Origin of the sequence: Streptomyces sp. NPDC048337 (assembly GCF_043201175.1) — a bacterium.
In the GTDB taxonomy this organism is placed as follows: Bacteria; Actinomycetota; Actinomycetes; order Streptomycetales; family Streptomycetaceae; genus Streptomyces.
This window is the reverse complement of record NZ_JBICYR010000014.1, coordinates 105,771-131,379: the sequence shown is the minus strand read 5'-3', so window position 1 is coordinate 131,379 and position 25,609 is coordinate 105,771. Positions and strand designations below refer to the sequence as shown.

Here is a 25,609-nt window from a genome sequence, read left to right as displayed (position 1 = left end):
CGCAAAGAGTATTGACACGAGGATTGGTCTGGACCAACTTGGCCCACGGGCACCCCACTTGCCCTGAGCCCTCCTTCCCCACCCCTTCCTCCCCCCACCGGAGCCCACGTGAACCGCATACGCTCCCTCGCCCTGCTGGGCGCAGCCACCCTCGCCGCCGGCGGCCTCACCGCCCTCGCCACCGGTACCGCGCAAGCCGCCGACGTCAACGTCGCCCGCAACGGAGGCTTCGAGTCCGGCCTCGCCAACTGGTCCTGTACGGGAGGCAGCGGCGCCGTCGTCTCCTCGCCCGTATACGCCGGGGCCGCCGCCCTCAAGGGCACCCCGGCCGGTTCCGACAACGCCCGCTGCAGCCAGACCGTCACGGTCAAGCCGAATTCGACCTACACGCTGAGCACGCAGGTCCAGGGCAGTTACGTGTACCTCGGCGCGACCGGGACCGGCACCCAGGACGTCTCCACCTGGACCCCGGGCTCCGGCAGCGGCTGGCAGAAGCTCTCCACCACCTTCACCACCGGCCCCAGCACCACCCAGGTCACCGTCTACACCCACGGGTGGTACGGCCAGCCGGCCTACGTCGTGGACGAGTTCAGCGTCTTCGGCCCGGACGGCGGCGGGGGCACCGACCCCGGCCCGAGCGTCCCCGGCGCCCCGGGCGGGATGGCCGTTTCCGGCCAGAGCGCGAACGGGCTCACCCTTTCGTGGAACGCGGTCAGCGGGGCCACCGGCTATTACGTGTATCAGGACGGCGTCCGCGTCCAGACCGTGACCACCGCCTCCGCCCAGATCACCGGACTCGCCGCCGCCACCTCGTACTCCTTCCAGGTGAGCGCGTACAACGCGGCGGGCGAGGGCCCGAAGTCGGCCCCGGTGACCGGCACGACGACCGGCGGCGGCAACCCGAACCCGAACCCCTCGGTCCCCAAGCACGCACTGACCGGCTACTGGCAGAACTTCAACAACGGCGCGACCGTCCAGAAGATCTCCGACGTCCCGGCCCAGTACGACATCATCGCCGTCTCCTTCGCCGACGCCACGACCACGCCCGGCGCCATCGCCTTCAACCTCGACTCGGCCGGTCTCGGCGGCTACACCGTCGCGCAGTTCAAGGCGGACATCGCCGCGAAGAAGACGGCCGGAAAGTCGGTCATCCTCTCCATCGGCGGCGAGAAGGGCACCATCTCGGTGAACGACTCCGCCTCCGCGACCAACCTCGCGAACTCGGCGTACGCCCTGATGCAGGAGTACGGCTTCTCCGGCATCGACATCGACCTGGAGAACGGCCTCAACCCGACCTACATGACGCAGGCGCTGCGCGCCCTGTCGGCGAAGGCGGGCCCCTCCCTGGTCATCACGATGGCCCCGCAGACCATCGACATGCAGTCCACGCAGGGCGGCTACTTCAAGACGGCCCTGGGCATCAAGGACATCCTCACCGTCGTCAACATGCAGTACTACAACAGCGGCTCGATGAACGGCTGCGACGGCAACGTCTACTCCCAGGGCTCGGTGGACTTCCTCACCGCGCTCGCCTGCATCCAGCTGGAGGGCGGCCTCGACCCCTCCCAGGTGGGGATCGGCGTCCCGGCCTCCCCCAGCGGCGCGGGCAGCGGCTACGTCTCCCCGACCATCGTCAACAACGCGCTGGACTGCCTGACCAGGGGCACGAGCTGCGGATCCTTCAAGCCGTCGAAGACCTACCCGGGGCTGCGCGGTGCGATGACCTGGTCGACCAACTGGGACGCCAAGGCGGGTAACGCCTGGTCCAACGCGGTGGGTCCCAAGGTCCACGGGCTCCCGTAGGCGGTAGGTGTGTGGGGGTGGCTGATTCGGGACCGGGGAACGCAGCGGGTTCTTGACCTGAACATGCCACGAGAGCACGCTGTGCGCGTCCGCACGGCTACCCCCACACTCCCCACCCAGGAGAACGCATGCGGCTCCACACCCGCCGAAGGGCCGCCGTCACGGCGGCCCTGCTGGCGCTCGCGCTCGGCGCACCCGCCTACGGCATGAGCGCGACGGCCTCACCACCGCCCACCCCGTCCACCGCCACCCAGGACGAGGCGATCGTCCAGTACGAGATCCAGGGCCCGTCCACGCCGACCGAGCGCACCGCCCTGCTGCGCACCGGCGTCTCGATCGACGAGGTCGACGCCCGCTCGGTCGTCGTCAGCGCCGACACCATGCAGGCCAGGAAGCTGCGGTCGCTCGGCTACGAGCTCACCGCGCTGGCCGGACCGCCGGACCGCTCGCTGCCCGGCATCGCGGCGAGCCCGATGGACTTCCCCTCGGCGGACTCCAAGTACCACAACTACGCCGAGGCGAACGCGGAGATCGACCAGCGCACCGCCCAGTACCCCTCGATCATGAGCAAGAAGGTGATCGGGAAGTCGTACCAGGGCCGCGACCTCATCGCGATCAAGATCAGCGACAACGTCGCGACGGACGAGGCCGAGCCCGAGGTGCTCTTCACGGCGCACCAGCACGCGCGCGAGCACCTGACGGTCGAGATGGCCCTCTACCTGCTCAACGAGTTCGGCTCCAAGTACGGCACCGACGCGCGCGTCACCAATGCCGTCAACGGCCGCGAGATCTGGATCATCCCGGACCTCAACCCGGACGGTGGCGAGTACGACATCGCCACCGGCTCCTACCGCTCCTGGCGCAAGAACCGCCAGCCCAACTCCGGCTCCTCCTACGTCGGCACCGACGAGAACCGGAACTGGAACTACAAGTGGGGCTGCTGCGGCGGCTCCAGCAGCAGCAAGAGCTCCGAGACCTACCGGGGTTCCGCCGCCGAGTCGGCGCCCGAGGTGAAGGTGGTCTCGGACTTCGTCCGCAGCCGCGTCATCGGCGGCAAGCAGCAGATCACCGCCGCGATCGACTTCCACACGTACAGCGAACTGGTCCTGTGGCCGTTCGGGTACACGTACAACGACACCGCTCCCGGCATGACCGCCGACGACCTCGCCGTCTACAAGAAGATCGGCACGAGCATGGCCGCCAGCAACGGCTACACGCCGGAGCAGTCGAGCGACCTGTACATCACCGACGGCACGATCGACGACTGGCTGTGGGGCAACCAGAAGATCTTCGCCTACACCTTCGAGATGTACCCGGAGAGCGGCGGCGGCGGCTTCTACCCGCCGGACGAGGTCATCGACCGCGAGACCGCCCGCAACAAGGACGCGGTGCTCCAGCTGCTGGAGAACGCGGACTGCATGTACCGCTCGATCGGCAAGGAAGCCCAGTACTGCGCGTAGGCACGGATGGTCCGGGGCGCCCCACCGCCAGGGGGGCGCCCCTCCCGTGTGCGCTATCCGCTATCCGCTATCCGAGGACGGCGAGGGCGTCGATCTCGATGAGCAGCCCGGCCGGCAGCCCCACGTAGACGGTGGTGCGGGCGGCGGGGGCCTCCTTGAGGCCCTGCTCCTCGAAGTAGGCGTCGTAGAGCTCGTTCATCTCGGCGAAGTGCCCGGTGTCCGTCAGGTAGACCCGGATCATCATCACGTCGTCCCAGCCCGCGCCGCCCGCCTCCAGTACGGAACGGACGTTCTCCAGCGTCTGGAGGGTCTGCTCGCGCAGGGTCGGACCGGCGAGGGTGGGCGGCTGCCCGTCCACGTGCGGGAGGAAGCCGACCTGGCCGGCGACCTGGAGGATGTTCCCCTTGCGGACGCCGTGCGAGAACTTCGCGGGCGGGGTGGTGTGGGTGTCGGGGGTGATGGCGATCTTGTCGCTCAACTTCTCTCCTCTGCCTGTGTTCCGGATCCGGAATAGTCCCGGCTGATGTCATCGGCGGTACGCAGCACCAGGGGCAGCAGCTCGATCAGCCCCTCGGCGGTGAGGACCACGCTGGGCGCGGAGACGGACAGCGCGGCGACGACCCGCCCGTCCGGCCCGTGCACGGGCGCCCCGAGGCAGTTGATGGACTCCTCGTGCCCGCCGAGGTCGGTGGCCCAGCCCTGTTCCCGTACGAGTTCCAGCTCGCGGAGGAACGCGGCGGCGTCGGGGGTGGAGCGGGCGGTGTAGCGGGGGTACTCGATCCGCTCGGCGAGTGCGCGGCGCTCGCCTTCGGGAAGGTCGGCGAGGAGCAGTTTCGCGACGGCGGCGACGGTGAGGGGGACGGGCTTGCCGATGCGGGAGTACATGCGGACCGGGTAGCGGCTGTCGACCTTGTCGATGTACACGACCTCGTCGTCCTGGTGGAGGGCGAGGTGCACGGTGTGGCCGGTGGCCTTGTTCAGCGCCACGAGGTGGGGGTGCGCGACCTCGCGGACGTCGAGGTTCTCGATGGCCTCGGCGGCCAGGGCGAACAGGGTCGCCCCGAGCCGGTAGCGTCCGTCGGCCTGCCGGTAGACGAAGCCGTGCTCGCGCAGCGTGCGGAGGAGTCGGAGCGCGGTGCTCTTGTGCACGCCGAGCCCCTCGGCGACGTCGCCGAGCCCCGCCGGCCCCCCGGCCAGCACCGGCAGGATCCGCAGCGCCCGCTCCACGGACTGGCTCATCCCTCTTCCTCTCTTCGCCTCCGGCGGCGCCTCAATCGCCGGCGAGGCTGGATGCGCCGGTGCGGCGCCGTTCCCGGGGGCGCTGCCCCCGGACCCCCGCGCCTCAAACGCCGGCGGGGCTGGCTTGCCTCCGGCGGCGCCTCGAACTCCCCCAGCTACCGCTGGGAGGTGCCCCCAGGCGGGGCTGAAATTGCCCTCCGGGCAATCCAGCCCAGCTGGACAGACGGCATCAGCCAAATCCAGCCCCGCCGGCGTTTGAGGCGCGGGGTCTGGGGCGGAGCCCCAGGTCCCGGCGGAGCCGGGCTCCCCCGCCCCCGCTTCCGCGGCGGGCGGCACCGGCGTTGACCCACCGTCACCCGGGATGTTAGACAGCATGCAGCGGCACACGCAACGACCATTGCACACAATGCAACCGGAGGCATCCGCATGGCCAGCGCCAGCGACCCCGTCCAGGAACTCGCCGACGAACCGGTCGACCACCGGTTCAAGGGCCTCCCGCCGGACGCCCAGACCGCCGGCCTCACCGTCGGAGCGCTCGCCGCCCAGCGCCGCGGGATCCACACCGGCGGGTTCACCACCCCCGTCCTGACCCTCGACGCCGACGCGCTGGAGCACAACCTCACCACCCTCGGCACCTACGCCGCCCGCCACTCCCTCGCCTTCGCCCCGCACGGCAAGACCTGCATGGCACCGCAGCTCTTCCGCCGCCAGCTGGAGCACGGCGCCTGGGGCATCACCGCCGCCGTCCCCCACCAGGCGCGCGTCTACCGCACCTTCGGCATCCAGCGGATCTTCCTCGCCAACGAGCTCGTCGACCCCGCCGCCCTGCGCTGGGTCGCCGGCGAGCTCGCCGGCGACCCCGACTTCCGCTTCGTCTGCTACGTCGATTCCGTGCGCGGGGTGCACCTCATGGACCGGGCCCTGCGGGACGCGCCCGCCCGCCTCGACGTCGTCGTCGAGCTCGGCGCCGGCGAGGGGGCCCGTACGGGAGCCCGTACCGACGACGACTGCCGCGCCGTCGCCGACGCCGTGGCCGCCACCGGCACCCTGCGCCTCGTCGGCATCGCGGGCTACGAGGCCGAGGTCCCCGACGCCGACCCGGCCCGCGTGCACGCGTACCTGCGCCGCCTCACCTCCCTCGCCGTCGAGTTCGACAAGGCCGGCCGGTTCCCGGCAGACCTCGACGAGATCATCGTCAGCGCGGGCGGCTCCTCCTGGTTCGACGCCGTCGCCGACGTGTTCGCCGAGATCCCCGAACTCTCCCGCCCCGTCCTCAAGCTGCTGCGCTCCGGCGCGTACGTCTCGCACGACCACGGCTGGTACACCCGCCTCACCCCCTTCAACCGCCACCCCGAAGAGGGCGGCCTGCGCCCCGCGTTCCGGCTGTGGACCCAGGTCGTCTCCCGCCCCTCCCCCACCCAGGCCTTCGTCAACGCCGGCAAGCGCGACATCGCCTACGACCTCGGCCTGCCCGAGGCCGAGCTGGTCCGCGACGCACTCACCGGGGAGGAGCGGCCCGCCGCCGGCGTCCGCGTGGTCAAGCTCTCCGACCAGCACGCCTGGCTGGAGACCGATTCCGCCGACGCCGTCGAGGTCGGCGACTGGGTCGCCCTCGGCATGTCCCACCCCTGCACGATCTTCGAGAAGTGGCCGCTGATCCCGGTGGTCGAGGCCGACGGCACCGTCACCGACTACGTCCGCACCTTCTTCTAGGGCCGCGGCCGTGGACCTGGTCATCCGCGGGGCCCGCGTCGTCGACGGCACGGGCGGGCCCTCGTACACCGCGGACGTCGGCGTGCACGAGGGCCGGATCGTCGAGATCGGCCGCCTGCCGGGCGGCGGGCGCCGGACGCTCGACGGGCACGGCCTGGCCCTGGCCCCCGGCTTCGTCGACATGCACGCCCACAGCGACCTCGCGCTGCTCCGCGACCCGGACCACAGCGCGAAGGCCGCGCAGGGCGTGACCCTCGAAGTCCTCGGCCAGGACGGCCTGTCGTACGCGCCCGCCGACGATCGCACCCTCGGCGAGGTGCGCGCCGCCATCGCCGGATGGAACGGCTCCGGGGACGACGTCGACTTCGACTGGCGCACGGTCGGCGAGTACCTCGACCGGCTGGATCGCGGCATCGCGGTGAACGCCGCCTACCTCGTCCCCCAGGGCACGGTCCGCGCGTACGCCCTCGGCTGGGACGACCGTCCGGCGACCCCCGCCGAGCTCGGCCGGATGCGGCAGCTCGTCGCCGACGGCCTCGCGCAGGGGGCCGTCGGCCTGTCCTCCGGCCTCACCTACACCCCCGGCATGTACGCCTCCGGCGCCGAACTGGCCGAGCTGTGCCGGGTGGTGGCCTCGTACGGCGGCTACTACTGCCCGCACCACCGCTCGTACGGGCGCGGCGCGCTGGCCGCCTACGCCGAGATGATCGGGCTCGCCCGGGAGGCCGGCTGCGCGCTGCACCTCGCGCACGCCACCATGAACTTCGCCGAGAACGAGGGCCGCGCCCCGGAGCTGCTGGCCCTGCTGGACGCGGCGCTCGCGGAGGGCTGCGACATCACCCTCGACAGCTACCCGTACACCCCCGGCTGCACCACGCTCGTCGCCCTGCTGCCCAGCTGGGCGAACGAGGGCGGGCCGGAGGCGGTCCTGGCCCGGCTGCGCGACGACGCCACCGCCGAGCGGATCCGGTACGCGCTGGAGGTCACCGGGGCCGACGGCTGCCACGGGGTCCCCGTCGACTGGCCGACGATCGAGGTCTCGGGGACCGCGGACCCGGCCTTCTCCGCGTACGTCGGCACGCGCCTGGACGGCTGGGACACCGCCCGGCGGCTCCTGCTCGGCGACCGGCTCGCGCCGACGATCCTCCAGCACGTCGGCCACGAGGAGAACGTCCGCGCGATCATGCGCCACCCCGCGCACACCGGCGGCTCCGACGGCATCCTGCGGGGCGCGAAGCCGCACCCGCGCGCCTACGGAACCTTCCCGCACTACCTCGGCCACTACGTGCGCGAGCTGGGCGTGCTCTCCCTGGAGGAGTGCGTGGCGCACCTGTCCGGCCGCCCGGCGGCGCGCCTGCGCCTGCCCGACCGGGGCCTGGTCCGCGTGGGCCACCGCGCCGACCTGGTCCTCTTCGATCCGGCCACGGTCGCGGCCGGGTCCACGTACGAGAACCCGCGCGCCCTGCCTACCGGCATTCCGCACGTCCTGATCGACGGGCGCTTCGTCATGCGGGACGGCCGGCGCACGGACGTCCTGGCCGGCCGATCGGTGAGGCGAACCCCTCTTCGTGCGCCTGTCCGACATCTACGATGATCAGCATGGTCGCCTTCGCCCTTGCTGCCCTGTTTTTCCTCGCCTTGTGCCTCAGCGCCCGAAAGGACCGCCGCCGCTTCCGCAACGCCGTCCTCTTCGGCCTGACCTTCATCACCCTCTCGTTCGCCCTGCTCCTCCAGGTGACCAAGCTGCCCGGCTGGGCCGGCACGATCGTCCTCGCGATCGTCTTCCTCGTGCCCGCCCTCGGCATCCTGGCGCTCGGCGTCTTCCTCATCGCCAACGGCGTGACCATGGTCCGCAAGGAGGGCCGCCGGCCGGCGAACCTGCTGTCGATGCTGGCCGGGCTCGGGATCTTCGGGATGATCGCGCTGCTGGCCACGGTCGGCCGGCTCGGCTCCCCGCTGGTCGACGCCGCCGTGGCGGCCCTGACGCTGATCGTCGCGTACGTCTCCTTCGTCTTCATGTGCTTCCTCGGCTACGCCTTCCTGTACGGGCGGATCAAGGTGCGCGGCGACGTCGACCACGTGGTGATGCTGGGCTCCGGCCTGATCGGCGGGGACCGGGTGCCGCCGCTGCTGGCCTCGCGGCTGCGCAAGGGCCAGGAGATCTACGAGGCCCAGCTGGCCCGCGGCTCGCGGCCGCCGGTGCTGCTCACCTCGGGCGGGAAGGGCGGCGACGAGAAGGTCGCGGAGGCGCGGGCGATGGCGGACTGGCTGATCGAGCGGGGCGTGCCGGCGGAGCACGTCGCACTGGAGGACCGGTCCCGTACGACCGAGGAGAACATGCTGTTCAGCCGGGAGATCATGACGGCCGCCGATCCCGGCTACCGGTGCGTGGTGGTCACCAACAACTTCCACGCCTTCCGGGCGGCGATGATGGCGCGCAAGGCCGGGGTCAACGGGCAGGTCCTGGGCTCGCCCACGGCGCGCTACTTCTGGCCGAGCGCCACGATCCGCGAGTTCGTCGCCGTCTTCTGGGAGCACAAGGCCGTCAACCTCTCGATATGCGGGCTGCTGGCCGCGGCGGTGGCGCTGGGGGCGGCGACGTCCTGAAACGGAGCCGGGCCCGACGTGCGTTCATGGGGCAGCCGCCGGAGGATGGGGCCAGGGGGAAGCCGGAGCACCCGGAGGAGGTACACGATGGACAGTGAATCGGCCGAGCAGCCGACCCGGTCGGACCGGCTCCACACGGGCGGGGACCGACCGTACGACCCTGAGGACCTCGTGATGGCGACCGGACACGACCCGACTCCGGAGCAGGTCGAGAAGGCGCGCAAGCTGATCGCGAAGGAGGGCCCGCAGGTCATCGAGCGCTACCTGCCGTAAGGCTGCGTAACGCTCCGCAAGGATGCCGCCGACGCCCCAAGGCCCCGGCCCCTGGTACATGCCAGGGCCGGGGCCTTTTGCCGTACGCACGGACGTGCGCGACCGGCCTCCCGCATCCAGAATCGATGAATGCTCGTTGTCCGCCGGGGGGCGAAATCCCTAAGGACAGGTAAATGCACATGCAGCACGCAGTCGATGTGGACTGGGACTGGGACCACCCCACGGACCCGCTGCCCGGCCCGAGACTCGACCACGTCCGCTCGTACGTGGCCACGGCGGGCGCCGACGGCCACCTCTGGCACGGAGTCCCGACCCTCCTCCTCACGACGGTCGACCGCGAGACGGGCCGCACCGTCCGTACCCCCCTCATCTACGGCGAGGACGCCGACGCCGGCCGCCTGATCCTCGTCGCGGCGGCCTACGGCGCTCCGCACCACCCCGCCTGGTACCTCAACCTCGTCGCCCACTCCGAGGTCCGCGTCCAGCTCGGCGCCGCGTCCTTCAGGGCGACGGCCCGCACGGCCACCCCCGTCGAACGGGAGACGTACTGGGAGGCCATGACGGCCCTCTGGCCCGCCTACGACGACTACCAGGCGGCGGCCGCCCCCCACCGCGAGCTCCCGCTGGTCCTGGTGGAGCGCTAGCGGATACGAGCTCGACGGCGGTCGAGGAACCGGATCACCAGGTGGGTCAGGACCACGGCGGGGACGAGCATGCCCACCATCCACAGCACCCTGTTCCGGAAGTCGTGCCAGGTCAGCACGGACCACCCGTTGTGCGGCGCCCCCACGATCACCCCGGTGACGAGCAGACACAGCCCGAGGGAGCACACCAGCCCGGCACCCGCGTACCGGACCCACTCCGGAACCGGCAGCCGCTGCCACCGCCGCGTCCGCGCGAGCGCGAAGGCGGGCGCCACGCAGGCGGCACTCACGTAGAGCGCGGCGAACGGAAGCAGGTAGGGGGCATGCAGCCCGGCCCCCACCCACACGGGCACGAGCATGACGCTGAGCACGGCACCGCCGACCAACACCACGCGCAGGAACACCCGATCCACGCCGGCCGCCCCCCTCGATCCCCCTGATCCTCCATCAGGTGGCGCAAGTGTCCACCGGGGGCGGCAGGCAGGGAACCGGCGGCGCCATAACGCTTCGGCCCTACGCACCGCCCCTCACATCACACAGCACCGACCGCGAGCACCGACCGCCGGCACCGGCCATACCTCAAGGCCCGTCACCCGCGCCTACCCGCCCACCGGGGCGCCGACGGCCCGATATCCGCGCCCACCCACCACATACCGCCCCAGCGGCGTCATCCCGAACCCCTCGACATGCACCTTCCACGAGGGCAGGTTCCCGTCCTCGATGAACGCCACGATGACCTCGGCCCGCCCGACGGCCTCCGCGACGGCCATACGGAACAACCCCCGGGCCACCCCGCGCCCCCGATAGGCGACATCCACCACCACGGGCCCATAAAGCAGCCAAGGCACCTCCCCCAGCGCCCGCCCGCCCCACTCCAGCTGCCCCTGCGCCTCCAGCAACCCCACCACCGCCGGCGACGCCTCCCCCAACGCCCCGGGCTCACAAAGCCCCAACAACCCGGCGACCCGCCCCGAGTCATCCGCGACGAGCAGCGCCCGCTCCCGGACCATCCCGGTCAACGCACCGGCCCCGAAATCCCCCTGCACAAACCCGTACTCAGCCCGCTGCCGCTCAGTCAGCGCATCCCGCCGATTGGCCGCAAACAACGCGGCCATCTGCCCCACATCACCCTCACCGGCATACCGATACTCCATGCCCGGATCCTCCCACGCCCCCACAACTTACCGAGGCACCGTCACGCAGCCACTGGGCAGATGGGCGATCTGCGCGCTACCGGCTACATATCCGGCGACGCTTCATCTCGAACTGAGATCTCCTTCACAGAAGACACAAACAAACCAACCATCTCGCACAATATTAAGGCCCTCACATTTCTTGCACGTCCGGAAAATGATCTCTTGGGTAAATCGCCCTGGGTGGCGAACTCCGGCACCATCCAGAGCTCGCGCAACAACCGGCCAGGACGTTACGTCAGGGCAGTAGCCCGTGGACTGGTTGCTGACTTCACTGACAGTCCACCCCTCAGCGTCTCTCGCAAACTGGATTTCCCCGGCACTCAAGACAGGCTCTCCCCCAGCACAAACCACGTGCTCGCTGCGGCGGGGCGCCAGCCGAAGAGCTCCGCTCCTGTCAATGACGAACGTGTGATATTCACCCAGATCGTTCGGCGTGAGATCCGCCTGAGACCGAATGAGGCGGCCCTTCCCATCAGCCCGGACAAGCCGCATCAGCTCCGGCGGTCCCACATAGACGAATTCGAGCGAATAGGTCACGTTTCAGCAATTCCGTTCACGAGTTCCGAGAGTCCATCAGGCCCAAAAGTCCTTATCGGCCAGCAACTCCCCCAAGGTGGCATTTACCACCATAGGCGCTTCACCCCGCACTCCGCCACCCGGGGGACCCGGAGTTCCGGGACCCCAAGATGTCCAACCATCGAAGAAGTAATGCTCTTTCAACGCAGGCCCAAACGGTCCGTCAATCATTCCCCCTCCTTCCTCAATCGCTACCGCTAGCCGCTCTGTGAATTCCTTGAAATCACTAGCCGAATCGACGGAAATCGGGCGACTCCACGACCCGAGGCCAACCCCCCTGTCCCCGCTCTTGAGCGTCACCCATACACTTCCGTCCACCAGCGTGCAGCTCAATACGCAACCCTGCCCTGGCAGCTCAATACAATAGGTAGACATCATTTCCTGATCGCGAACTCAATGAGGACGCCTGGGTCGAATTCTCCTGTTGAGATGCGGCGCACTATTTCTGCAGTCCTGTGATGCCCTCCCGTGATGTGGATCTGCGACCCAGGATATTGGATCGAATCCGAAGCAGCCCAGTCCCTGAACCCGCTGATCGGGTCATTTCCCTGAGGCCCTCCAAATCTCACCAGCTCATCGTTGGTCAGATTCCTGACACCGCCGTGTCCCACAACGTCGCCGCCATGCATCTGCACGTCCGTCAATGGGTGGCTCGCAATCCGGTTTTCGACTAGTTCGCCGGCCCGGACGTAGAAGCGGTCCAGCTCTGTGTGGACGGGTAGATCCCCAAGGTGGGCGTTGGGAGGACAGGCAGAAAGCCCTAGGGGGTCAAACCAGGTGAACGGGTTGTGGACGTAGGTGGCCGGGTTCGGGGCCGGGGCCAGGCCCAGGGGGTCTGGGGAGAGGTAGCGGGCCGTTTCGGGGTCGTAGGTGCGGAAGAAGTTGTGGTGGAGGCCCGACTCCGGGTCGAAGTACTGGCCCGGGAAGCGGAGCGGGGTGTAGGCCGTGGCGTCGCGGGTCCAGGTGGTCGAGCCCCAGAGGGTGGAGCGGGTGCGCCAGGCGATCTCGCCCGACTCGTCGATCAGCTCCTTCGGGGTGCCGATGAGGTCCGTGACGATGGCGAAGAAGCGCTCGTCGGTGGTGCCGAGGACCCGTTCGGCCTGGGTGAGCGGGTGCAGGCCGTCGTGGGTCCAGGTGAGGGTGACCGGGCCGGTGGTCTCCTCGCAGAGGGTGGTTTCGTCCCAGGTGAAGAGGGTCTCCTCCGCCACCTCGCCCGTCGGGGTGAGGCGCTGCTTGGCGGTGCGGCGGGAGAGGGCGTCGTAGCGGTAGCGCCAGACCGTGCCGTCGGGGGTGGTGACCCCCGTCATGCGGTCTTCGGCGTCCCACGTGTAATGCCAGGTCTCCGGCTTGCGGGAGAGGCGGGTCCGTTGGCGCAGGACGGTGCGGCCCAGCGCGTCGTGCTCGTAGCGGACGGTGCCGGCTCGGGTGATGCGGGTACCGGAGTAGGACCGCTCGCCCTGGGCTTCCGAGCCCGGGTGGCGCTCCGGCCAGGAGGCCGAGGTCTGGTTGCCGGCCTCGTCGTAGGCATAGCGTTCCGACCAGTTGGCGGCGTCGACCGCCGTGACGCGGGCTGCCGCGTCCAGGGTGAAGGTGCGGACGCCTGAGAGTGCGTCGTCGATCGCCGTGAGGGAGCCGTCCGCGCGGTAGCTGTAGCCGCGGCGCTGGAGGGTGCGGCCGTCTTGGCCGAGCACGTGCTGGGCGGTGACGCGGCCCAGTGGGTCGTACTCGTGGAGGAGGGCCAGGTCGGGGCCGATCGTGCGGGTGAGCTCGCGGCCCGCCGCATCGCGCTCGAAGGCGATCGTGCGGCCCGAGGTGGTGAGCGCGGTGCGGTGGCCTGCCGCGTCATACGTCCAGGTGGATCGTGCCCCGGTGGGGGTGGTGCGTCCGGTGCGTCGGCCCAGGAGGTCATAGGTGTACGAGACCGTTCGGCCGTCGGTGGTTTCCGAGACGAGGTGTCCGTGCGGGTCGCGCTCCCGTGTCAGGACGGTGCCGTCCGGGGAGACGGCCCGCGCGAGCTCGCCGAAGGCGTCGTACTCGTAGGAGGTGATGCCGTCCGCCGTCTCCTTGCGGAGGAGCTGGGAGAGGGTGTTGTGCTCGTACGTCGTCGTGGCGCCGAGTGCGTTCGCACGGGCGAGCAGGCGGCCCGCCGGGTCGTAGGCGTACGTGAGGGTGCGGGCGTCGAAGTCTGTCTCCTCGGCCAGGCGACCTGCCGGGTCGTAGGCGTAGGTCCAGGTCAGGCCCTGGGGGTTGGTGACGCCGGTGAGACGCAGCTCGGTGTCGTGGGTGAAGGAGTAGCGGACGCCGTCGGGGCCTGTGCGGGCCGTGAGGAGGTCGAAGTCGCCGTATTCGGAGACCGTGGTCGCGCCGAGGGCGTCGGTGTGGAGGGTGCAGTTGCCCTCGCCGTCGTAGGTCCAGGATTCGGTGCTTCCGTCTGCCCCTTCCCGGCGGAGCAAGCGTCCTTCGATGCTCCAGGTGAGGTGGGTGGTGTGGCCGAAGGGGTCGGTGACGGTGGCTGGGCGGCCGAAGGCGTCTCGGGTGTAGGTGGTCGTCGCGCCCATGGGATCGGTGGCTTCCAAGAGGAGTCCGGCCGGATCGCAGCGGACGCTGGCGACCGCCCCCAGGGCGTCCGTCACAGAGGCCAGGTGGCCGTGGGCGTCGTAGGTGAAGTGGTTCGTGGCACCGGCGGGTCCGGTTACCGAGGTGCGGTTGCCTCGGGCGTCGTACGTCAGCCGGGTGACCCGGCCGTCCGGCTGGATCACCCGCAGCGGCAGGCCCAGGTCGTCGTACTCCGCCCGGACGGCGCGGCCGTCCGGGCGGACCACCGTCGTGAGGCGCCCCTGCTCGTCGTAGTCGAAGCGGGTCGTGTGGCCGAGCGGGTCCGTGCGGGTCAGCAGGCGGTTGTACGCGTCCTGGGTGAACTGGGTGACGGCTCCCGTCGGGTCGATCTCCGCGGTGATCTGGGCGCGGTCGTTGACGAGGTAGCGGGTGACGTGGCCGAGGGAATCGGTGAGGGTGGTGACGCCGTCCTCGTAGGTGAAGCGGACGTTCAGGTGGCCGTTGGTGCCGGACTGGGCGATACAGCGGTGTCGCTCGTCGTAGACGTAGTCGAAGTGGCGGTCGTTGGTGTCGGTCCACGAGGTGATCCGGCCGAGGTCGTCGTAGCCGAAGCGGAGCGGGCGGCCGGAGGAGTTGGTGACGTGGGTGAGGTGGCCGTCCGTGTAGGCGTAGCTCAGGATCTGGGTGCCGTCGGCCAGGGCGAGACCGGTTATCCGGCCTTCGGAGGAGGTGAGGGTGAGCTCGTAGCCGCCGCTGTGGGACAGGGCGGTGGGGGTGCCGGCCTCGTCGTACGTGAAGGCGATCCAGGCGCCGTTGCGGTCGTCGAGCTGGCTGAGCAGGCCCTCGTCCGTGAAGTGGCGGACGTGACCGGTCTCGGGGTCCGTGACCGTGTACCCGCCGTCCGCGTCGAGGGTCAGCGGCCAGCGCTGGCCGTGGTCGGGGAGTACGGGGGGCCCGGGCTCGGCGGGGTTCGGGTTCGGGTGCGGGTACGCGAGCAGGCTGCCGTCCTCGCGGACGAGGACGATGCCTTCCTCGTCGATCTCCAGCCGCTGGTCGACCGTGGACGCCCAGGTCGGGCCGAACCATCGGCCCGTACGGTAGGAGGACTCGAAAGTACGGTTGAAGACGAGTGGCAGTGAGCCCGGGAGGACCAGGTCGGTCTGCGGCAGGACCATGCGGCCCGTCGCCATGTCCACGGGGTCCTCCCTGCACGTCCGCTCGGAGCAGGCGCGGGACCTGTCGTGGGGCTCGGTCTCGGCCGCGCCGCGGGCCGTGCTCTTGCGGCCGGCGGCCTCCGCGGCGTCCTCCCCGAGGCGCACGGCCGTCCGGGCGGGGCCGAAGCCCTTCGTGCCGAGGAGTTCGGGGATGAGACGGCCTACGAACTCGCCTCGGTCCTCGTTGAACTTGTCGATCACCGGGCCGGGGATGCGCTCGGGGTGGGAAGCGGCGGAGATGAACCCGGCGAGGGTCGTGCTGACGTTCTGTCCGTACTCGGCCGGGTGCGTCAGGTTGTACGGATCGAACGGGTTCAGCCCGCGTCCGAAGTTCAGCAACCCGGCCGTGCCCTTGACCACTCCGCCCGCGACATGGGTGAGCTCCATGGCCCGGCCGGCCTCGCTGTCCCACAGCGTGAACAGCGCCTGCTTCGCCGCCGATGGCGCGGCCGGCGCGTGTTCCATGGCGGCGCTGAGGGAGCTCTCGACCTCCGCCGCCGTGCCATTTCGCTGTTTGCGGGCCTCGTTCAGGATCTCGTGGGCCCGCTGGCGGGCCTCCTCGCCCGGGTCGGCACCCTCCACCGGCTTCGGGCCGGGATCCCGGCCGGCCTGCACCTCCGCGTCATACGCGCGGGCCTTCTCGATGTGGGCCGCGTGGGCGTCCTTCGACGCTTTCTCCGCCGCCCTGTACAGGTCGATGGCCTGCTGTGCCTGCTTCTGTGCCCAGCGCACCATCTCCGCGTAGCGGAGGAGCGCGTTCCCGGCCGCCTCACAGGCGTCGGCGGCGTGCAGCCAGTCGGTCGGATGCATCGCGAACTTCTCGCGGAAGGCGTCGGCGGCCTGGCCCTTCCACTGATCCGAGTCGAGGGCCTTCATGCCCTGGCCGACGCGGTCGAAGGCCGCCTTGAAGTCGGTGAAGTGCCCGGCCGACTCCTCTATCGCGGAGGGCTTGCCGTGGATCAGCTCATCGGCCCGCTCCGTCTGCCCGAGCTGCCGCTCGCCGACCGAGACCCCGTGGGCGGCGGCGTAGTTGTCACCGAACGCCTCGACCGCGTCCGCCAAGTCGTGCGCGCCGACGCGCTCCAGGCCCTCCCCGAGCCCGTCGGTGACCTTGTCGACTCCCTGCCCGATGACCTTCCCGGCGGAACGGAACGTGTCCCCGACCTTGCCGATACCGTCGCTGAGCGCCTCGCCCCAGTCCGCCATCAGCCTTCACCGCCGGACTTGGACGGCTCGGACTGTTCCCCGGGCGCCGGACCGAACACCTGCTCCACCGCGGCGTCCCTCTCGCCCCGAAGACCTGCGGCATCGACGACCTGGTTCGACAGCAGCATGTCGGAGCTGTTCACGTCCCGCGCCGTGCCCCTCCATGCCTCCTTGATGTTCTCCGAGGCCTGGCTGAAGGACTCCCGGCTGTACTCCGCGTCCCTGACCTGCGTGTAGGGATTGTCGGAGAGGACCCCACCCCAGTCCTTGTCGATGACCTCCTGCTCCGAGGCGTACGGATTGCCCAGCGCGGCGTTCGTCAGCACTTTGAAACTGCCCTGGACGTACTGGTCCTGTTCATGGATCAGCCCCGCGGAAAGGCCGACGTCGAAGGCGAACTCGTTCGCCTGCTGCACCAGCGAGCGCACGCCCCAGCCCCAGCGTTCGCAGAACGTGCTCAGCGTGGACGTCAGACTGTCGTGTCCCGTCTGCGTCCTCGACAACGCCAGTTCCGTGAACCCCCGGCCCATGACGGCCGAGGCCTCCGGCCCGAGCTCCTTCAGCTCGGCCAGGCTGTCCGTGATCCCCTGCGCGATCTGCGCCAGCGCCTGCTTCGAAACGTCGAGGTCCGCACCGTCCCTGCTCATGCCGCTTCCTCCGCATCGATCGCGACCGCGTCCGGCACGATGCCGCGCATCGGCGGAAGGACCATGCCGTCGGGTCCCGCCGCGTTCAGCGCCACCCCGCACGGGAAGTCCAGCGCCGGAATCACCTCGTCCAGCAGCCGCGCACCGATCACCCGCCGGTACGGCCACTCCCGCTCGGCCTCGCCCCGGGCCTCGGCGAACCGGGCCAGCGCCTCCTCCCCCGAGAACGCGCAGATCCATGCCAGTCCGCCGAGTTCGGCAGTCCAGAGGCCGCCGCGTTCGTCCATGGGCACAAGCACCAGACGGTTGCGGAAGTCCGCGAACCGCTCCAGCACCGCCTTCCGGGCTGCGGCCAGCGGATCGGCTGCCGACGGGTGAGCGACCGGTTCGGCCGTCGGCTCAGTTGCCGGCTCGGCCAACACGGCGTGCGGAACCGCTACCGCGCGCTGTGCCGCCTCCGCCCGCAGACGGCCCCACTCCTCGTCGAACCCCATCCGTGAACTCCCCCCACTGGTCCGCTGATCCGCCGCGCCCCCGCCTGATCGAATCGAACGCACATTTGCACGGCTTGACCATGTGTGCCAATTTCATCGTTCGACAGTGCTCACATTCGGCCAGCTCCGTGGGCGAACTTGCTCGTCAACCAGCACGCCGCGCGCGTTGCGTGAGCAATCGACGGCTCAGCCGTGGTCGTAGACGGTCACCTCGACGTCGCGTGCGCACAGTGCGTCGGTGATCAGCGGTTCGATGCGTGACCAGGTGCCGCCGGCCAACCCGCAGCCGATGCGGGGCATGTGGACGGTCGCGCCCAGCTCGACGGCGTGATCGGCCAGCGCGGCGAGGCAGCGCGCTACGGCGTCGTACCGGATCGGCGGGCCGCCGCTGCCGGTGCGTATGCCGCGCTGGCCGACCATGTTGGCCACCCAGGTGTCCGGCTTCACCCGCACCACCTGTACGGCGCCCAGCCCGAAGTCGTTCCCGCTCCGCCCCCGGTGCCAGGCACGGAAGGCCGCCTCCGGCTCGGGCCACCGTTTCGAGACGGCGAGGACAAAGCCCTTCCCCCACCCCCCTAGGTCGTTGCAGACATGGGCGATGACCTTGGGCCCCTTGGCCTGGGGGCTCGTCGCGTCACCGGGGATGATCCTGATCGGCTTCATGGGGGAACGGTAGGCGGGGGGACCGACAGCCCCCCTCGCAATACCCCGCCCTTGCCTGGATCCGCCCCTCCCGGTTTAATGAATGAGCAGTCATTTATTAATGCGGAGGTGTTGAGCGTGGCCGGACGTCCTCGGGGGGTCGATGACGCCGCGATCCTTCAGGCCGCCGTGCGTGTCATGGGGCGGACCGGGCCGGGGCGGATGACGCTTGCCGCCGTGGCCGGTGAGGTGGGGCTCGTGGCCGGGACGCTGGTGCAGCGGTTCGGGTCCAAGCGGGGGATGCTGGTCGCGCTCGCCGAGCACAGTGCGCGGGAGGTCGGGGAGCTGCGCGTACGGGTGCGGGCCGAGCACGCCTCGCCGCTGGCCGCGCTCGCTGCGCTGACCGCCGGGGCCTGGAGTGCGGTGGCGACCGCGGAGGAGTTCGCGAATCATCTGGCGTTCCTGTGCGCCGATCTGGCGGACCCCGAGCTGCGGCGGCTCGCCCTCGCCTCCCAGGAGGCCGAAGAGGCCGCCGTGCGCGCTCTGCTGGAGGAAGCGGTCGTCGCCGGCGAGTTGAGGCCCGGGACCGATGCCGATCTGCTGGCCCGGGCGGTCCAGGGCGCCACGACCGGGGCCGGGGTGCTGTGGGCCGTGGACCGGGAGGGGACCCTCGCCGGGCGTCGGCTCGTCGCCCTTGATACCGCCCTGCACCCGCATCGTTGACATCCCCATCGTTGAGAGGAAGAGATCTTGAGCGCGCTTGCCTTTCATACCGCCACCACCATCGGCGTCAGCCTCGACGGGTTCATCGCCCGCCCCGACGGCGACATCGAGTGGCTGACCGGGTACGGCGAGGAGGTCGGGAACACCGGCTACGAGGAGTTCATGGCCGGGATCGACACCCTCGCCATGGGGCGCAACACCTACGAGAAGGTGCTGACCTTCGGGTTCTGGCCGTACGAGGGCAAGCGGGTGGCCGTCCTGAGCACCACGCTCAACACGGAGGACGAGCGGATCAGCGTCTACCGCTCCCTCGACGAGCTGCTCGCCGGGCTCACCGCCGCCGGGGCGAAGGGCGTCTACGTGGACGGCGGGCGGATGGTGCAGACGTTCCTGCGGGAGGGGCTGCTGGACGAGCTGACCGTCACCACCGCGCCCGTGCTCATCGGGACCGGCATCCCGCTCTTCGGCGAGCTCGGCGGGCGGGACGTCAGGCTCACCCTCCGGTCGGCCAGGGCGCTCGGCGCGGGGTTCACTCAGGCTACGTACACCCCCGCCTAGAGGTACTCGCGGGCGAACTCCACCGCCCACTCCACCGCGGCCACCGGGACGCTGCCCGACTCGGGGCCGATGCTGAGCCGGGCGGTCTCCCAGCCCTGGCCGTGTTCGCGGTGGATCGCGAAGCGGCCCTCGTCGGTCGCGCCCGGCGGCGTGACCAGGAACTCGATCGCCCGGTCGTCGCCGTCCGTGCCGACCGTGGTGATCGCCATGTCACCGACTGTGAATCGCACCGTCTCGCGCCCCTCAGTAGATGCCGTGCAGGGAGAGCAGCAGGAGCCCCATGAAGGCCGCCCCCGCCGCCAGGAGGCCGCCGGCCGTCGCCACGATCACCGTGCCGACCCGTTCGGTGCGGCGCCGGTAGTGCGCCGGTTTCCACTCGCCCTGGTTCATGCGCCCAGCCTCTCCGGCGCCCCCGCCGGCCGCATGAGCCCGCGTACTCAGGACTCGTACTCAGCCCCCCGGAGTGACGAGCGCAACACCGCCGGACGGCCCCGATCCCGCCCCCACCCATTCCGCAGGCCGGAACGGCGGCCCGGCCCCCGTTTCCAAGGGCATAGCGCGCCGCCACCCTCCCATCGCGCGAAACGGGACATTTCGCTCCCGCCCCACCCGCCGAAATGCCTCGGCGGGCGCGCACCGGGGCCCGTAAGCTCCCGTCATGCAGGTGATCCAGTCAACGAAACTCGCCAATGTCTGCTACGAGATCCGCGGCCCCGTGCTCGAAGAGGCGATGCGGCTCGAAGCAGCAGGTCATCGCATCCTCAAGCTCAACACCGGCAACCCCGCGGCCTTCGGCTTCGAGTGCCCGCCGGAGATCCTTGAGGACATGCTCCGCAACCTGGGCACGGCCCACGGGTACGGGGACGCGAAGGGGCTGCTCTCCGCGCGCCGCGCGGTCATGCAGCACTACCAGACCAAGGGCATCGACCTGGACGTCGAGGACATCTACCTCGGCAACGGCGTCTCCGAGCTGATCCAGATGTCGATGCAGGCGCTGCTCGACGACGGCGACGAGGTGCTGGTTCCGGCGCCGGACTACCCGCTGTGGACCGCCTCCGTGTCGCTCGCCGGCGGCACCGCCGTGCACTACCGGTGCGACGAGCAGTCCGACTGGATGCCGGACCTCGCCGACATCGAGCGCAAGGTCACCGACCGCACCCGCGCGATCGTGATCATCAACCCGAACAACCCGACCGGCGCCGTCTACGACGACGAGATGCTGCGGGGCCTGACCGACATCGCCCGTCGGCACAACCTCGTCGTCTGTTCGGACGAGATCTACGACCGGATCCTCTACGACGGCGCCACGCACACGAACACCGCCGCCATCGCGCCGGACCTGCTCACCCTCACCTTCAACGGGCTGTCCAAGAACTACCGCGTGGCGGGGTACCGGGCGGGCTGGATGGCCGTCTGCGGGCCGAAGAAGAACGCCTCGTCGTACATCGAGGGCCTGACGATCCTGGCCAACATGCGGCTGTGCGCCAACGTGCCCTCGCAGCACGCGATCGCCACCGCGCTCGGCGGCCGCCAGTCGATCACCGACCTCGTGCTTCCGGGCGGGCGGCTGCTGGAGCAGCGCGACACGGCGTACGAGCTGCTGACGCAGATCCCGGGCATCACCTGCGTGAAGCCGAAGGGGGCGCTGTACCTCTTCCCGAAGCTCGACCCCTCGGTCTACAAGATCAAGGACGACCGGCAGATGGTCCTCGACCTGCTGCGGGCCGAGAAGATCATGGTCGTGCACGGTACGGGCTTCAACTGGCCCGAGCCCGACCACTTCCGGATCGTGACGCTGCCGAACACCAAGGATCTGAGCGATGCGGTGACGCGGATCGGGAACTTCCTGGACGGGTACGGCCAGCCGTGACCGGGCGCTAGGGACACGCTCAAGGCTGTCCAGGATCGAACTCAACTTTAGAACGGATCCAATGTAGGATGGTCTCCTGACCACGCAGGAGGCCACCTCATGTACGAGCCGATCCGCCCCAAGTCGGTCGTCCACCGCATGGGTGGCAGCCCGACCACCGAGCCCGACTACCCGCACCGCAGCCGCGGCGAAGCGCTGGACATCCAGCTCGCCGGGCACCTCGCGGCCCTGCTCGCCGTGACCGACGAGCTCGGGCTCGGGCTCGACGAGGGCGCCACCCGCATCGCCGCGCAGGTCGCGCGGCTGCGCGGGGCCCAGCCGACGCGGGTGACGCAGCAGGGCCCGGCTCCGGCCGGGGACGGTGCGGTCGCCCTGCACCGGCGTGCGCATGATCTTGCCGCCCGTGCGCTGCTCGTCGCCGCGTCGCGCGCCGACACCACCGTTGCGATCCTCGCCGCCGAGCGGATGGATGCGCATGCCGCCGCCCTCGGGTCCCTGGACTCCTCCCTGGACCTGGCCGGCGCCCACTGACGGCCCCGGTCCGGGGCCGCGGAGGCTCCGGACCGGGTGCCATGCCCCTGCGGGGGGCTTGGCGGATGTGCGGGTGCGGCTCAAGGATCGGGGCTCCGCCCCGGACCCGGCGCCTCAAACGCCGGCGGGGCTGGATGTGGCCCGCCTGAGTGCACGGGTGCGGCTCAAGGATCGGGGCTCCGCCCCAGACCCGCGCCTCAAACGCCGGCGGGGCCGGATCTGGTGAAGGTCGCGGAGGCGACTCCGCACCAGGGGGTGGTGGCCGGGGGCCAGACCGGGCCGATGGCTTCCGCGTATTCGGTGGCCCCCGCCGCCACGCCCGGGACTTTCACCAGGGACTCCGCCGTGCGGGAGCCCGGGTCCGGTGGGGCCGCGTCGCGGAATTCCACCGTCACGATGTACTCGCCCGGGCCCTCGGGGCGGCCCGTCGCCTCCACCCCGGCCACCACCCGCCGGCTCGCCGGATCGATTCGGCAGCCGGTGACCCGTACGTACTCCACTGCCGCCCGCTCCGCGGCGACCGGGCCGCCGCCGCTGGCCCACACGTACAGGCCCAGCGGGGCGAACACCAGGAGTCCGGCCAGTGTCACCAGACCCACCAGCCACCCCTGCCACTTCAACGCGCTCGTGCTCACGCCCATGGCACGATCCTCCTCGCGTGCCGCCCCTCCCACCAGCACCCACGGGCTCACACAGCATTTCGAAGTGGGACCGCCTGGACACCTGACGTTCATTCAACTCGTCACGGAATGTGGGTTTCCGCGAGCACCCTGCACCCGTGAGACGCAACCTAGGAATCGTCCTGGGCCTCCTCCTGATCGGCGGCGTTGTCTTCGTCGCCTTCTTCAAGGGGCAGGAAAACCCCGGACCGCCGGCAACGAAGACCGTGCGTGGCGTCATCGGCTCGGAGAAGTCCGAATTCTTCCGCGACCCGGACGTCGTCAAGGCCCTTGCCGCCAAGGGCTACACCGTGAAGACGGAGACCTCGGGCTCCTGGGCGATGGACCAACTCGCCCTCAAGGACTTCGACTTCGCCTTCCCCAGCAGCAGTGAACCGGCCAAGGAGGTGGAGGCGGCCGCCGGGGTCAAGGGGGCCCAGGAGACCAAGCCGTTCTTCTCCCCGCTCGTCGTCATCGCCCGCTCCAACGCGGCCAGGGTCCTCGCCGACAACGGCCTCGTGAAGATGGGCGGGAAGAACTCCGGGACCCTGCTCATGGGGCCCTTCCTCAAAGCCGCCGGCGAGGACCGGACCTGGCAGCAGCTGCCCGGTTCCGCCGCCCACGCCGAGCTGACCGGCACCGTGTTCATCAAGACCACCGACCCGGCCACCTCCAACTCCGGCGCCCTGTTCCTCGCCGCCACCTCCAACGTCGCCAACGGCAACACCATCGTTTCCGATGACGCCGGGATCGCGCGGACCGCGCCCCTGCTGCGCAAGCTGATCTCCGTACAGGGCGCCCTGGAGCCCAGCACCGACGACCCCTTCCGGGCCTTCATCAGCGGCAGCGGCGAACCGCTCATCCAGGAAGGCGACCGGGGTCACCGTGGACCTCACCTGGTCCGGGACCCTCGATGCCGCCGAGCAGGTCGCGTCCGGGAGGGCCGACGGGAAGTACGACGCGATCTGGCTGTCCTCCAACGACTACCTGCGGCTGCGCCCCGAGGCCTCCGGGAAGCTCGCCAACGAGACCCCGGTGATGTCCTCACCCGTGGCCCTCGGGGTCAAGCCGGAGGCGCTGGCCCGGCTCGGGTGGAAGCCCGAGGAGGTGACCTGGTCGGCGGTGCACCAGGCCGTCGCCGCCGGGAAGCTGACGTACGGGATGACCGATCCGGTGCGGTCCAACTCCGGGTTCTCCGCGCTCGTTTCGGTGGCCTCCGGGCTGTCGGGGGCGCAGGCCGCGCTCACCGATGCCGATGTGAAGACCGCCGCACCCAGGCTCAAGGAGTTCTTCGCCGGGCAGAAGCTGACCTCCGGGTCCTCCGGCTGGCTGGCGACCGCGTACGGAAAGCGCGGGGACGTGGACGCGCTGGTCAACTACGAGTCCGTACTGCTGTCCATGAACCGGGACGCGAAGACGGGGCTGACGGTGATCAGGCCGAAGGACGGCGTGGTCACCGCGCACTACCCGCTGACCCTGCTGACCTCGGCCCCGGCCGGGGCCCGCGAGTCGGGGCGGGCGCTGACGGAGTACCTGCGCGGGGCCGAGGCGCAGCAGGCGATCACCGGGCAGACCTTCCGCCGGCCGGTGGCCGCCGGGGTGACGCCGGCCGCCGGGCTGGACGGGGAGAAGCGGCGCGAGCTGCCGTTCCCGGGCTCGCGGTCGGTCGCCGACGGGCTGCTGGCCTCGTACGAGAACGAGCTGCGCCGACCCTCGCGGACGGTGTACGTGCTGGACACCTCGGGCTCGATGGCCGACGGGGACCGTATCGGGCGGCTGAAGACGGCGCTCACCGAGCTGACGGGAACCGGGAGTTCGGGGACCGGGGAGCGGTTCCGGGACCGTGAGGAGGTGACGCTGCTGCCCTTCGGTGACCAGGTGAAGAAGGCGCTGACGCACGTCGTCGAGCCCGGTAATCCGGGGCCGGCCCTGGAGGCGGTCCGGGGCGACGTGAAGTCGCTGGAGCCGGAGGGGGGTACGGCCATCTACAGCAGCCTGGAGGCGGCCTACCAGCACCTGGGGCAGGGCAACGCGGACGCGTTCACCTCGATCGTGCTGATGACGGACGGGCAGAACACGGCGGGCGCCGGGGCCAAGCACTTCGACTCCTTCTACGCGGCGCTGCCCGAAGGGCAGAAGCACACTCCGGTCTTCGCGGTGCTGTTCGGCGACTCGGACCGCAAGGAGCTCACCCACATCACCGAACTGACCGGCGGGCGGCTCTTCGACGCCACCGACGGGAAGGGTTCGCTCGACGGAGCCTTCGAGGAGATCCGTGGCTACCAGTAGAGCCGACAGAGCCGTGAGAGTGCGCGCGTATCTTGAGTCGAAGAAGAACCTCGCCGGCTCCGCCTGCGGCGTGGCAGGTCTGGGCCTGAGTCTCGCCGGGGTGGCCGGGTCGTACTGGCCGGTGGTGGTCGCCGGGCTGTACGGGGCGGGCGCGCTGATCGCCCCGCCGGACGTGCCGGTGAAGCCCGATCCGCCGGACCTGAGCGAGGAACTCGGCGTGCTGCGGGAGGACTTCGCGCGGCTGCGGGAGTACCTCGACGAGGTGGAGCTGCCGCCCGCGGCGGGCGGCAAGCTGAGCGAGCTGCTGGAGCTGTACGGTGCGCTGCTCGATCCGGGCTGGGTGGCCGATGTCCTGGCGGGCGACGCGGAGTCGGTGCACGTGCTGTCGCGGGCGATCCGGCAGGACCTGCCGGACTGCGTGGACGCCTACAACCGGGCCCGGTGGTGGAACCGGCTGACCCCGGGGACGGAATCGCCCGAGCGGCACCTGGAGCGTCAGCTGTCGGTGCTGTACGACGAGGCGGAGCGGCTGACGGCGGCCCTGCGCGATGCGGACACCCGTCGGCAGCAGACGCACACGACGTATCTGGAGGACCGGGGCAGGTCCTGACCCCCCGCCTGAAGAACAGGCACATGAGAACGCGCCCGGCGGAAGGCCCCGCCGGGCGCGTTCTACGTGTACCGGCCCGGGTGTTCGTGCACCCGGACC

Annotated in this window: 24 protein-coding genes and 1 pseudogene; 13 read left to right on the top strand and 12 right to left on the bottom strand. The window is 70.5% G+C overall.

Features of this window, described 5'->3' with window-relative positions; translation table 11 throughout:
• The first annotated feature begins 108 nt into the window (after nt 1-108).
• Nucleotides 109-1,803: a chitinase gene (locus ACGFYU_RS22700; RefSeq protein WP_393829122.1), complete on the top strand. Its 1,695-nt coding sequence runs from the start codon at nt 109-111 to the stop codon at nt 1,801-1,803.
• Between the two features lie 128 nt (nt 1,804-1,931).
• Nucleotides 1,932-3,263: a M14 family metallopeptidase gene (locus ACGFYU_RS22695; RefSeq protein WP_393829121.1), complete on the top strand. Its 1,332-nt coding sequence runs from the start codon at nt 1,932-1,934 to the stop codon at nt 3,261-3,263.
• Between the two features lie 67 nt (nt 3,264-3,330).
• Here ACGFYU_RS22695 and ACGFYU_RS22690 read toward each other — a convergent pair whose 3' ends face one another.
• Together ACGFYU_RS22690 and ACGFYU_RS22685 are read right to left on the bottom strand one after the other, a co-directional pair.
• Nucleotides 3,331-3,741 carry a RidA family protein gene (locus ACGFYU_RS22690; protein WP_393829120.1) on the bottom strand — a complete coding sequence of 137 codons (411 nt, stop codon included), beginning with the start codon at nt 3,739-3,741 and terminating at the stop codon, nt 3,331-3,333.
• The gene (locus ACGFYU_RS22685) at nt 3,738-4,502 is read right to left on the bottom strand and encodes an IclR family transcriptional regulator (protein WP_393829119.1); all 765 of its coding nucleotides are present in this window, start codon (nt 4,500-4,502) and stop codon (nt 3,738-3,740) included. Before ACGFYU_RS22685 ends, ACGFYU_RS22690 begins: the two co-directional genes overlap by 4 nt.
• Before the next feature lie 426 nt (nt 4,503-4,928).
• On the opposite strand from ACGFYU_RS22685, the gene ACGFYU_RS22680 reads away from it, so the two are divergent.
• The 5 genes from ACGFYU_RS22680 (at nt 4,929) to ACGFYU_RS22660 (ending at nt 9,739) form a co-directional block, all read left to right on the top strand.
• The gene (locus ACGFYU_RS22680; RefSeq protein ID WP_393829118.1) at nt 4,929-6,215 is read left to right on the top strand and encodes an amino acid deaminase; all 1,287 of its coding nucleotides are present in this window, start codon (nt 4,929-4,931) and stop codon (nt 6,213-6,215) included.
• A 10-nt stretch (nt 6,216-6,225) separates the two neighbouring features.
• Nucleotides 6,226-7,809 (top strand): amidohydrolase family protein, encoded by a 1,584-nt coding sequence (locus tag ACGFYU_RS22675; RefSeq protein WP_393829117.1) that lies wholly within the window; start codon nt 6,226-6,228, stop codon nt 7,807-7,809.
• A 5-nt stretch (nt 7,810-7,814) separates the two neighbouring features.
• Complete coding sequence (locus ACGFYU_RS22670) at nt 7,815-8,822, top strand: YdcF family protein (protein ID WP_393829116.1); 1,008 nt, start codon at nt 7,815-7,817, stop codon at nt 8,820-8,822.
• 87 nt (nt 8,823-8,909) lie between these two features.
• Entirely contained in the window at nt 8,910-9,095 is a 186-nt protein-coding gene (locus ACGFYU_RS22665) for a hypothetical protein (RefSeq protein WP_393829115.1), read from the top strand.
• Nucleotides 9,096-9,268: 173 nt separating this feature from the next.
• Nucleotides 9,269-9,739 carry a nitroreductase/quinone reductase family protein gene (locus ACGFYU_RS22660; protein WP_393829114.1) on the top strand — a complete coding sequence of 157 codons (471 nt, stop codon included), beginning with the start codon at nt 9,269-9,271 and terminating at the stop codon, nt 9,737-9,739.
• On the opposite strand, the gene ACGFYU_RS22655 is transcribed toward ACGFYU_RS22660, so the two are convergent.
• From ACGFYU_RS22655 to ACGFYU_RS22630, 6 genes are all read right to left on the bottom strand, one after another.
• Nucleotides 9,736-10,152, bottom strand: coding sequence for a hypothetical protein (locus ACGFYU_RS22655; protein WP_393829113.1), 417 nt, complete (start codon nt 10,150-10,152; stop codon nt 9,736-9,738). The two genes, ACGFYU_RS22660 and ACGFYU_RS22655, sit on opposite strands and share 4 nt — an antisense overlap.
• A gap of 186 nt (nt 10,153-10,338) precedes the next feature.
• A complete protein-coding gene (locus ACGFYU_RS22650) occupies nt 10,339-10,893 on the bottom strand; it encodes a GNAT family N-acetyltransferase (RefSeq protein WP_393829112.1) in 555 nt (184 codons plus the stop codon).
• A gap of 992 nt (nt 10,894-11,885) precedes the next feature.
• On the bottom strand, nt 11,886-16,487 hold the full coding sequence (locus ACGFYU_RS22645; RefSeq protein WP_393829111.1) for a putative T7SS-secreted protein: 4,602 nt from the start codon (nt 16,485-16,487) through the stop codon (nt 11,886-11,888).
• On the bottom strand, nt 16,487-17,134 hold the full coding sequence (locus ACGFYU_RS22640) for a hypothetical protein (protein ID WP_393829110.1): 648 nt from the start codon (nt 17,132-17,134) through the stop codon (nt 16,487-16,489). The genes ACGFYU_RS22645 and ACGFYU_RS22640 overlap by 1 nt, the downstream gene beginning before the upstream one ends.
• Nucleotides 17,131-17,628 (bottom strand): hypothetical protein, encoded by a 498-nt coding sequence (locus tag ACGFYU_RS22635; protein ID WP_393829109.1) that lies wholly within the window; start codon nt 17,626-17,628, stop codon nt 17,131-17,133. Before ACGFYU_RS22635 ends, ACGFYU_RS22640 begins: the two co-directional genes overlap by 4 nt.
• 186 nt (nt 17,629-17,814) lie before the next feature.
• Entirely contained in the window at nt 17,815-18,291 is a 477-nt protein-coding gene (locus tag ACGFYU_RS22630) for a macro domain-containing protein (RefSeq protein ID WP_393829108.1), read from the bottom strand.
• 117 nt (nt 18,292-18,408) lie between these two features.
• Between ACGFYU_RS22630 and ACGFYU_RS22625 the strand changes: the two genes are divergently transcribed.
• Both ACGFYU_RS22625 and ACGFYU_RS22620 read left to right on the top strand, forming a co-directional pair.
• Nucleotides 18,409-18,993, top strand: a complete 585-nt coding sequence (locus ACGFYU_RS22625; RefSeq protein WP_393829107.1) for a TetR/AcrR family transcriptional regulator — start codon at nt 18,409-18,411, stop codon at nt 18,991-18,993.
• Nucleotides 18,994-19,020: 27 nt separating this feature from the next.
• A complete protein-coding gene (locus tag ACGFYU_RS22620; RefSeq protein ID WP_393829106.1) occupies nt 19,021-19,551 on the top strand; it encodes a dihydrofolate reductase family protein in 531 nt (176 codons plus the stop codon).
• Here the strand turns inward: ACGFYU_RS22620 and ACGFYU_RS22615 are convergent.
• Complete coding sequence (locus tag ACGFYU_RS22615) at nt 19,548-19,760, bottom strand: hypothetical protein (protein ID WP_393829105.1); 213 nt, start codon at nt 19,758-19,760, stop codon at nt 19,548-19,550. The two genes, ACGFYU_RS22620 and ACGFYU_RS22615, sit on opposite strands and share 4 nt — an antisense overlap.
• A 34-nt stretch (nt 19,761-19,794) precedes the next feature.
• Nucleotides 19,795-19,941, bottom strand: a complete 147-nt coding sequence (locus ACGFYU_RS22610; protein ID WP_393829104.1) for a hypothetical protein — start codon at nt 19,939-19,941, stop codon at nt 19,795-19,797.
• A 268-nt stretch (nt 19,942-20,209) separates the two neighbouring features.
• Between ACGFYU_RS22610 and ACGFYU_RS22605 the strand changes: the two genes are divergently transcribed.
• Together ACGFYU_RS22605 and ACGFYU_RS22600 are read left to right on the top strand one after the other, a co-directional pair.
• Entirely contained in the window at nt 20,210-21,421 is a 1,212-nt protein-coding gene (locus ACGFYU_RS22605) for a pyridoxal phosphate-dependent aminotransferase (RefSeq protein WP_393829103.1), read from the top strand.
• Nucleotides 21,422-21,520: 99 nt separating this feature from the next.
• Entirely contained in the window at nt 21,521-21,952 is a 432-nt protein-coding gene (locus tag ACGFYU_RS22600) for a hypothetical protein (RefSeq protein ID WP_393829102.1), read from the top strand.
• 197 nt (nt 21,953-22,149) lie between these two features.
• Here the strand turns inward: ACGFYU_RS22600 and ACGFYU_RS22595 are convergent, their stop codons facing one another.
• Nucleotides 22,150-22,593, bottom strand: coding sequence for a hypothetical protein (locus ACGFYU_RS22595; RefSeq protein WP_393829101.1), 444 nt, complete (start codon nt 22,591-22,593; stop codon nt 22,150-22,152).
• 322 nt (nt 22,594-22,915) lie between these two features.
• Nucleotides 22,916-23,167: a hypothetical protein gene (locus ACGFYU_RS22590; RefSeq protein WP_393829100.1), complete on the bottom strand. Its 252-nt coding sequence runs from the start codon at nt 23,165-23,167 to the stop codon at nt 22,916-22,918.
• Nucleotides 23,168-23,472: 305 nt separating this feature from the next.
• Here ACGFYU_RS22590 and ACGFYU_RS22585 point away from each other — a divergent pair.
• Nucleotides 23,473-24,900: pseudogene (locus ACGFYU_RS22585) on the top strand (substrate-binding domain-containing protein); the annotation flags it as partial.
• Between the two features lie 13 nt (nt 24,901-24,913).
• Entirely contained in the window at nt 24,914-25,510 is a 597-nt protein-coding gene (locus tag ACGFYU_RS22580) for a hypothetical protein (protein WP_393829205.1), read from the top strand.
• Nucleotides 25,511-25,609: the final 99 nt, after the last annotated feature.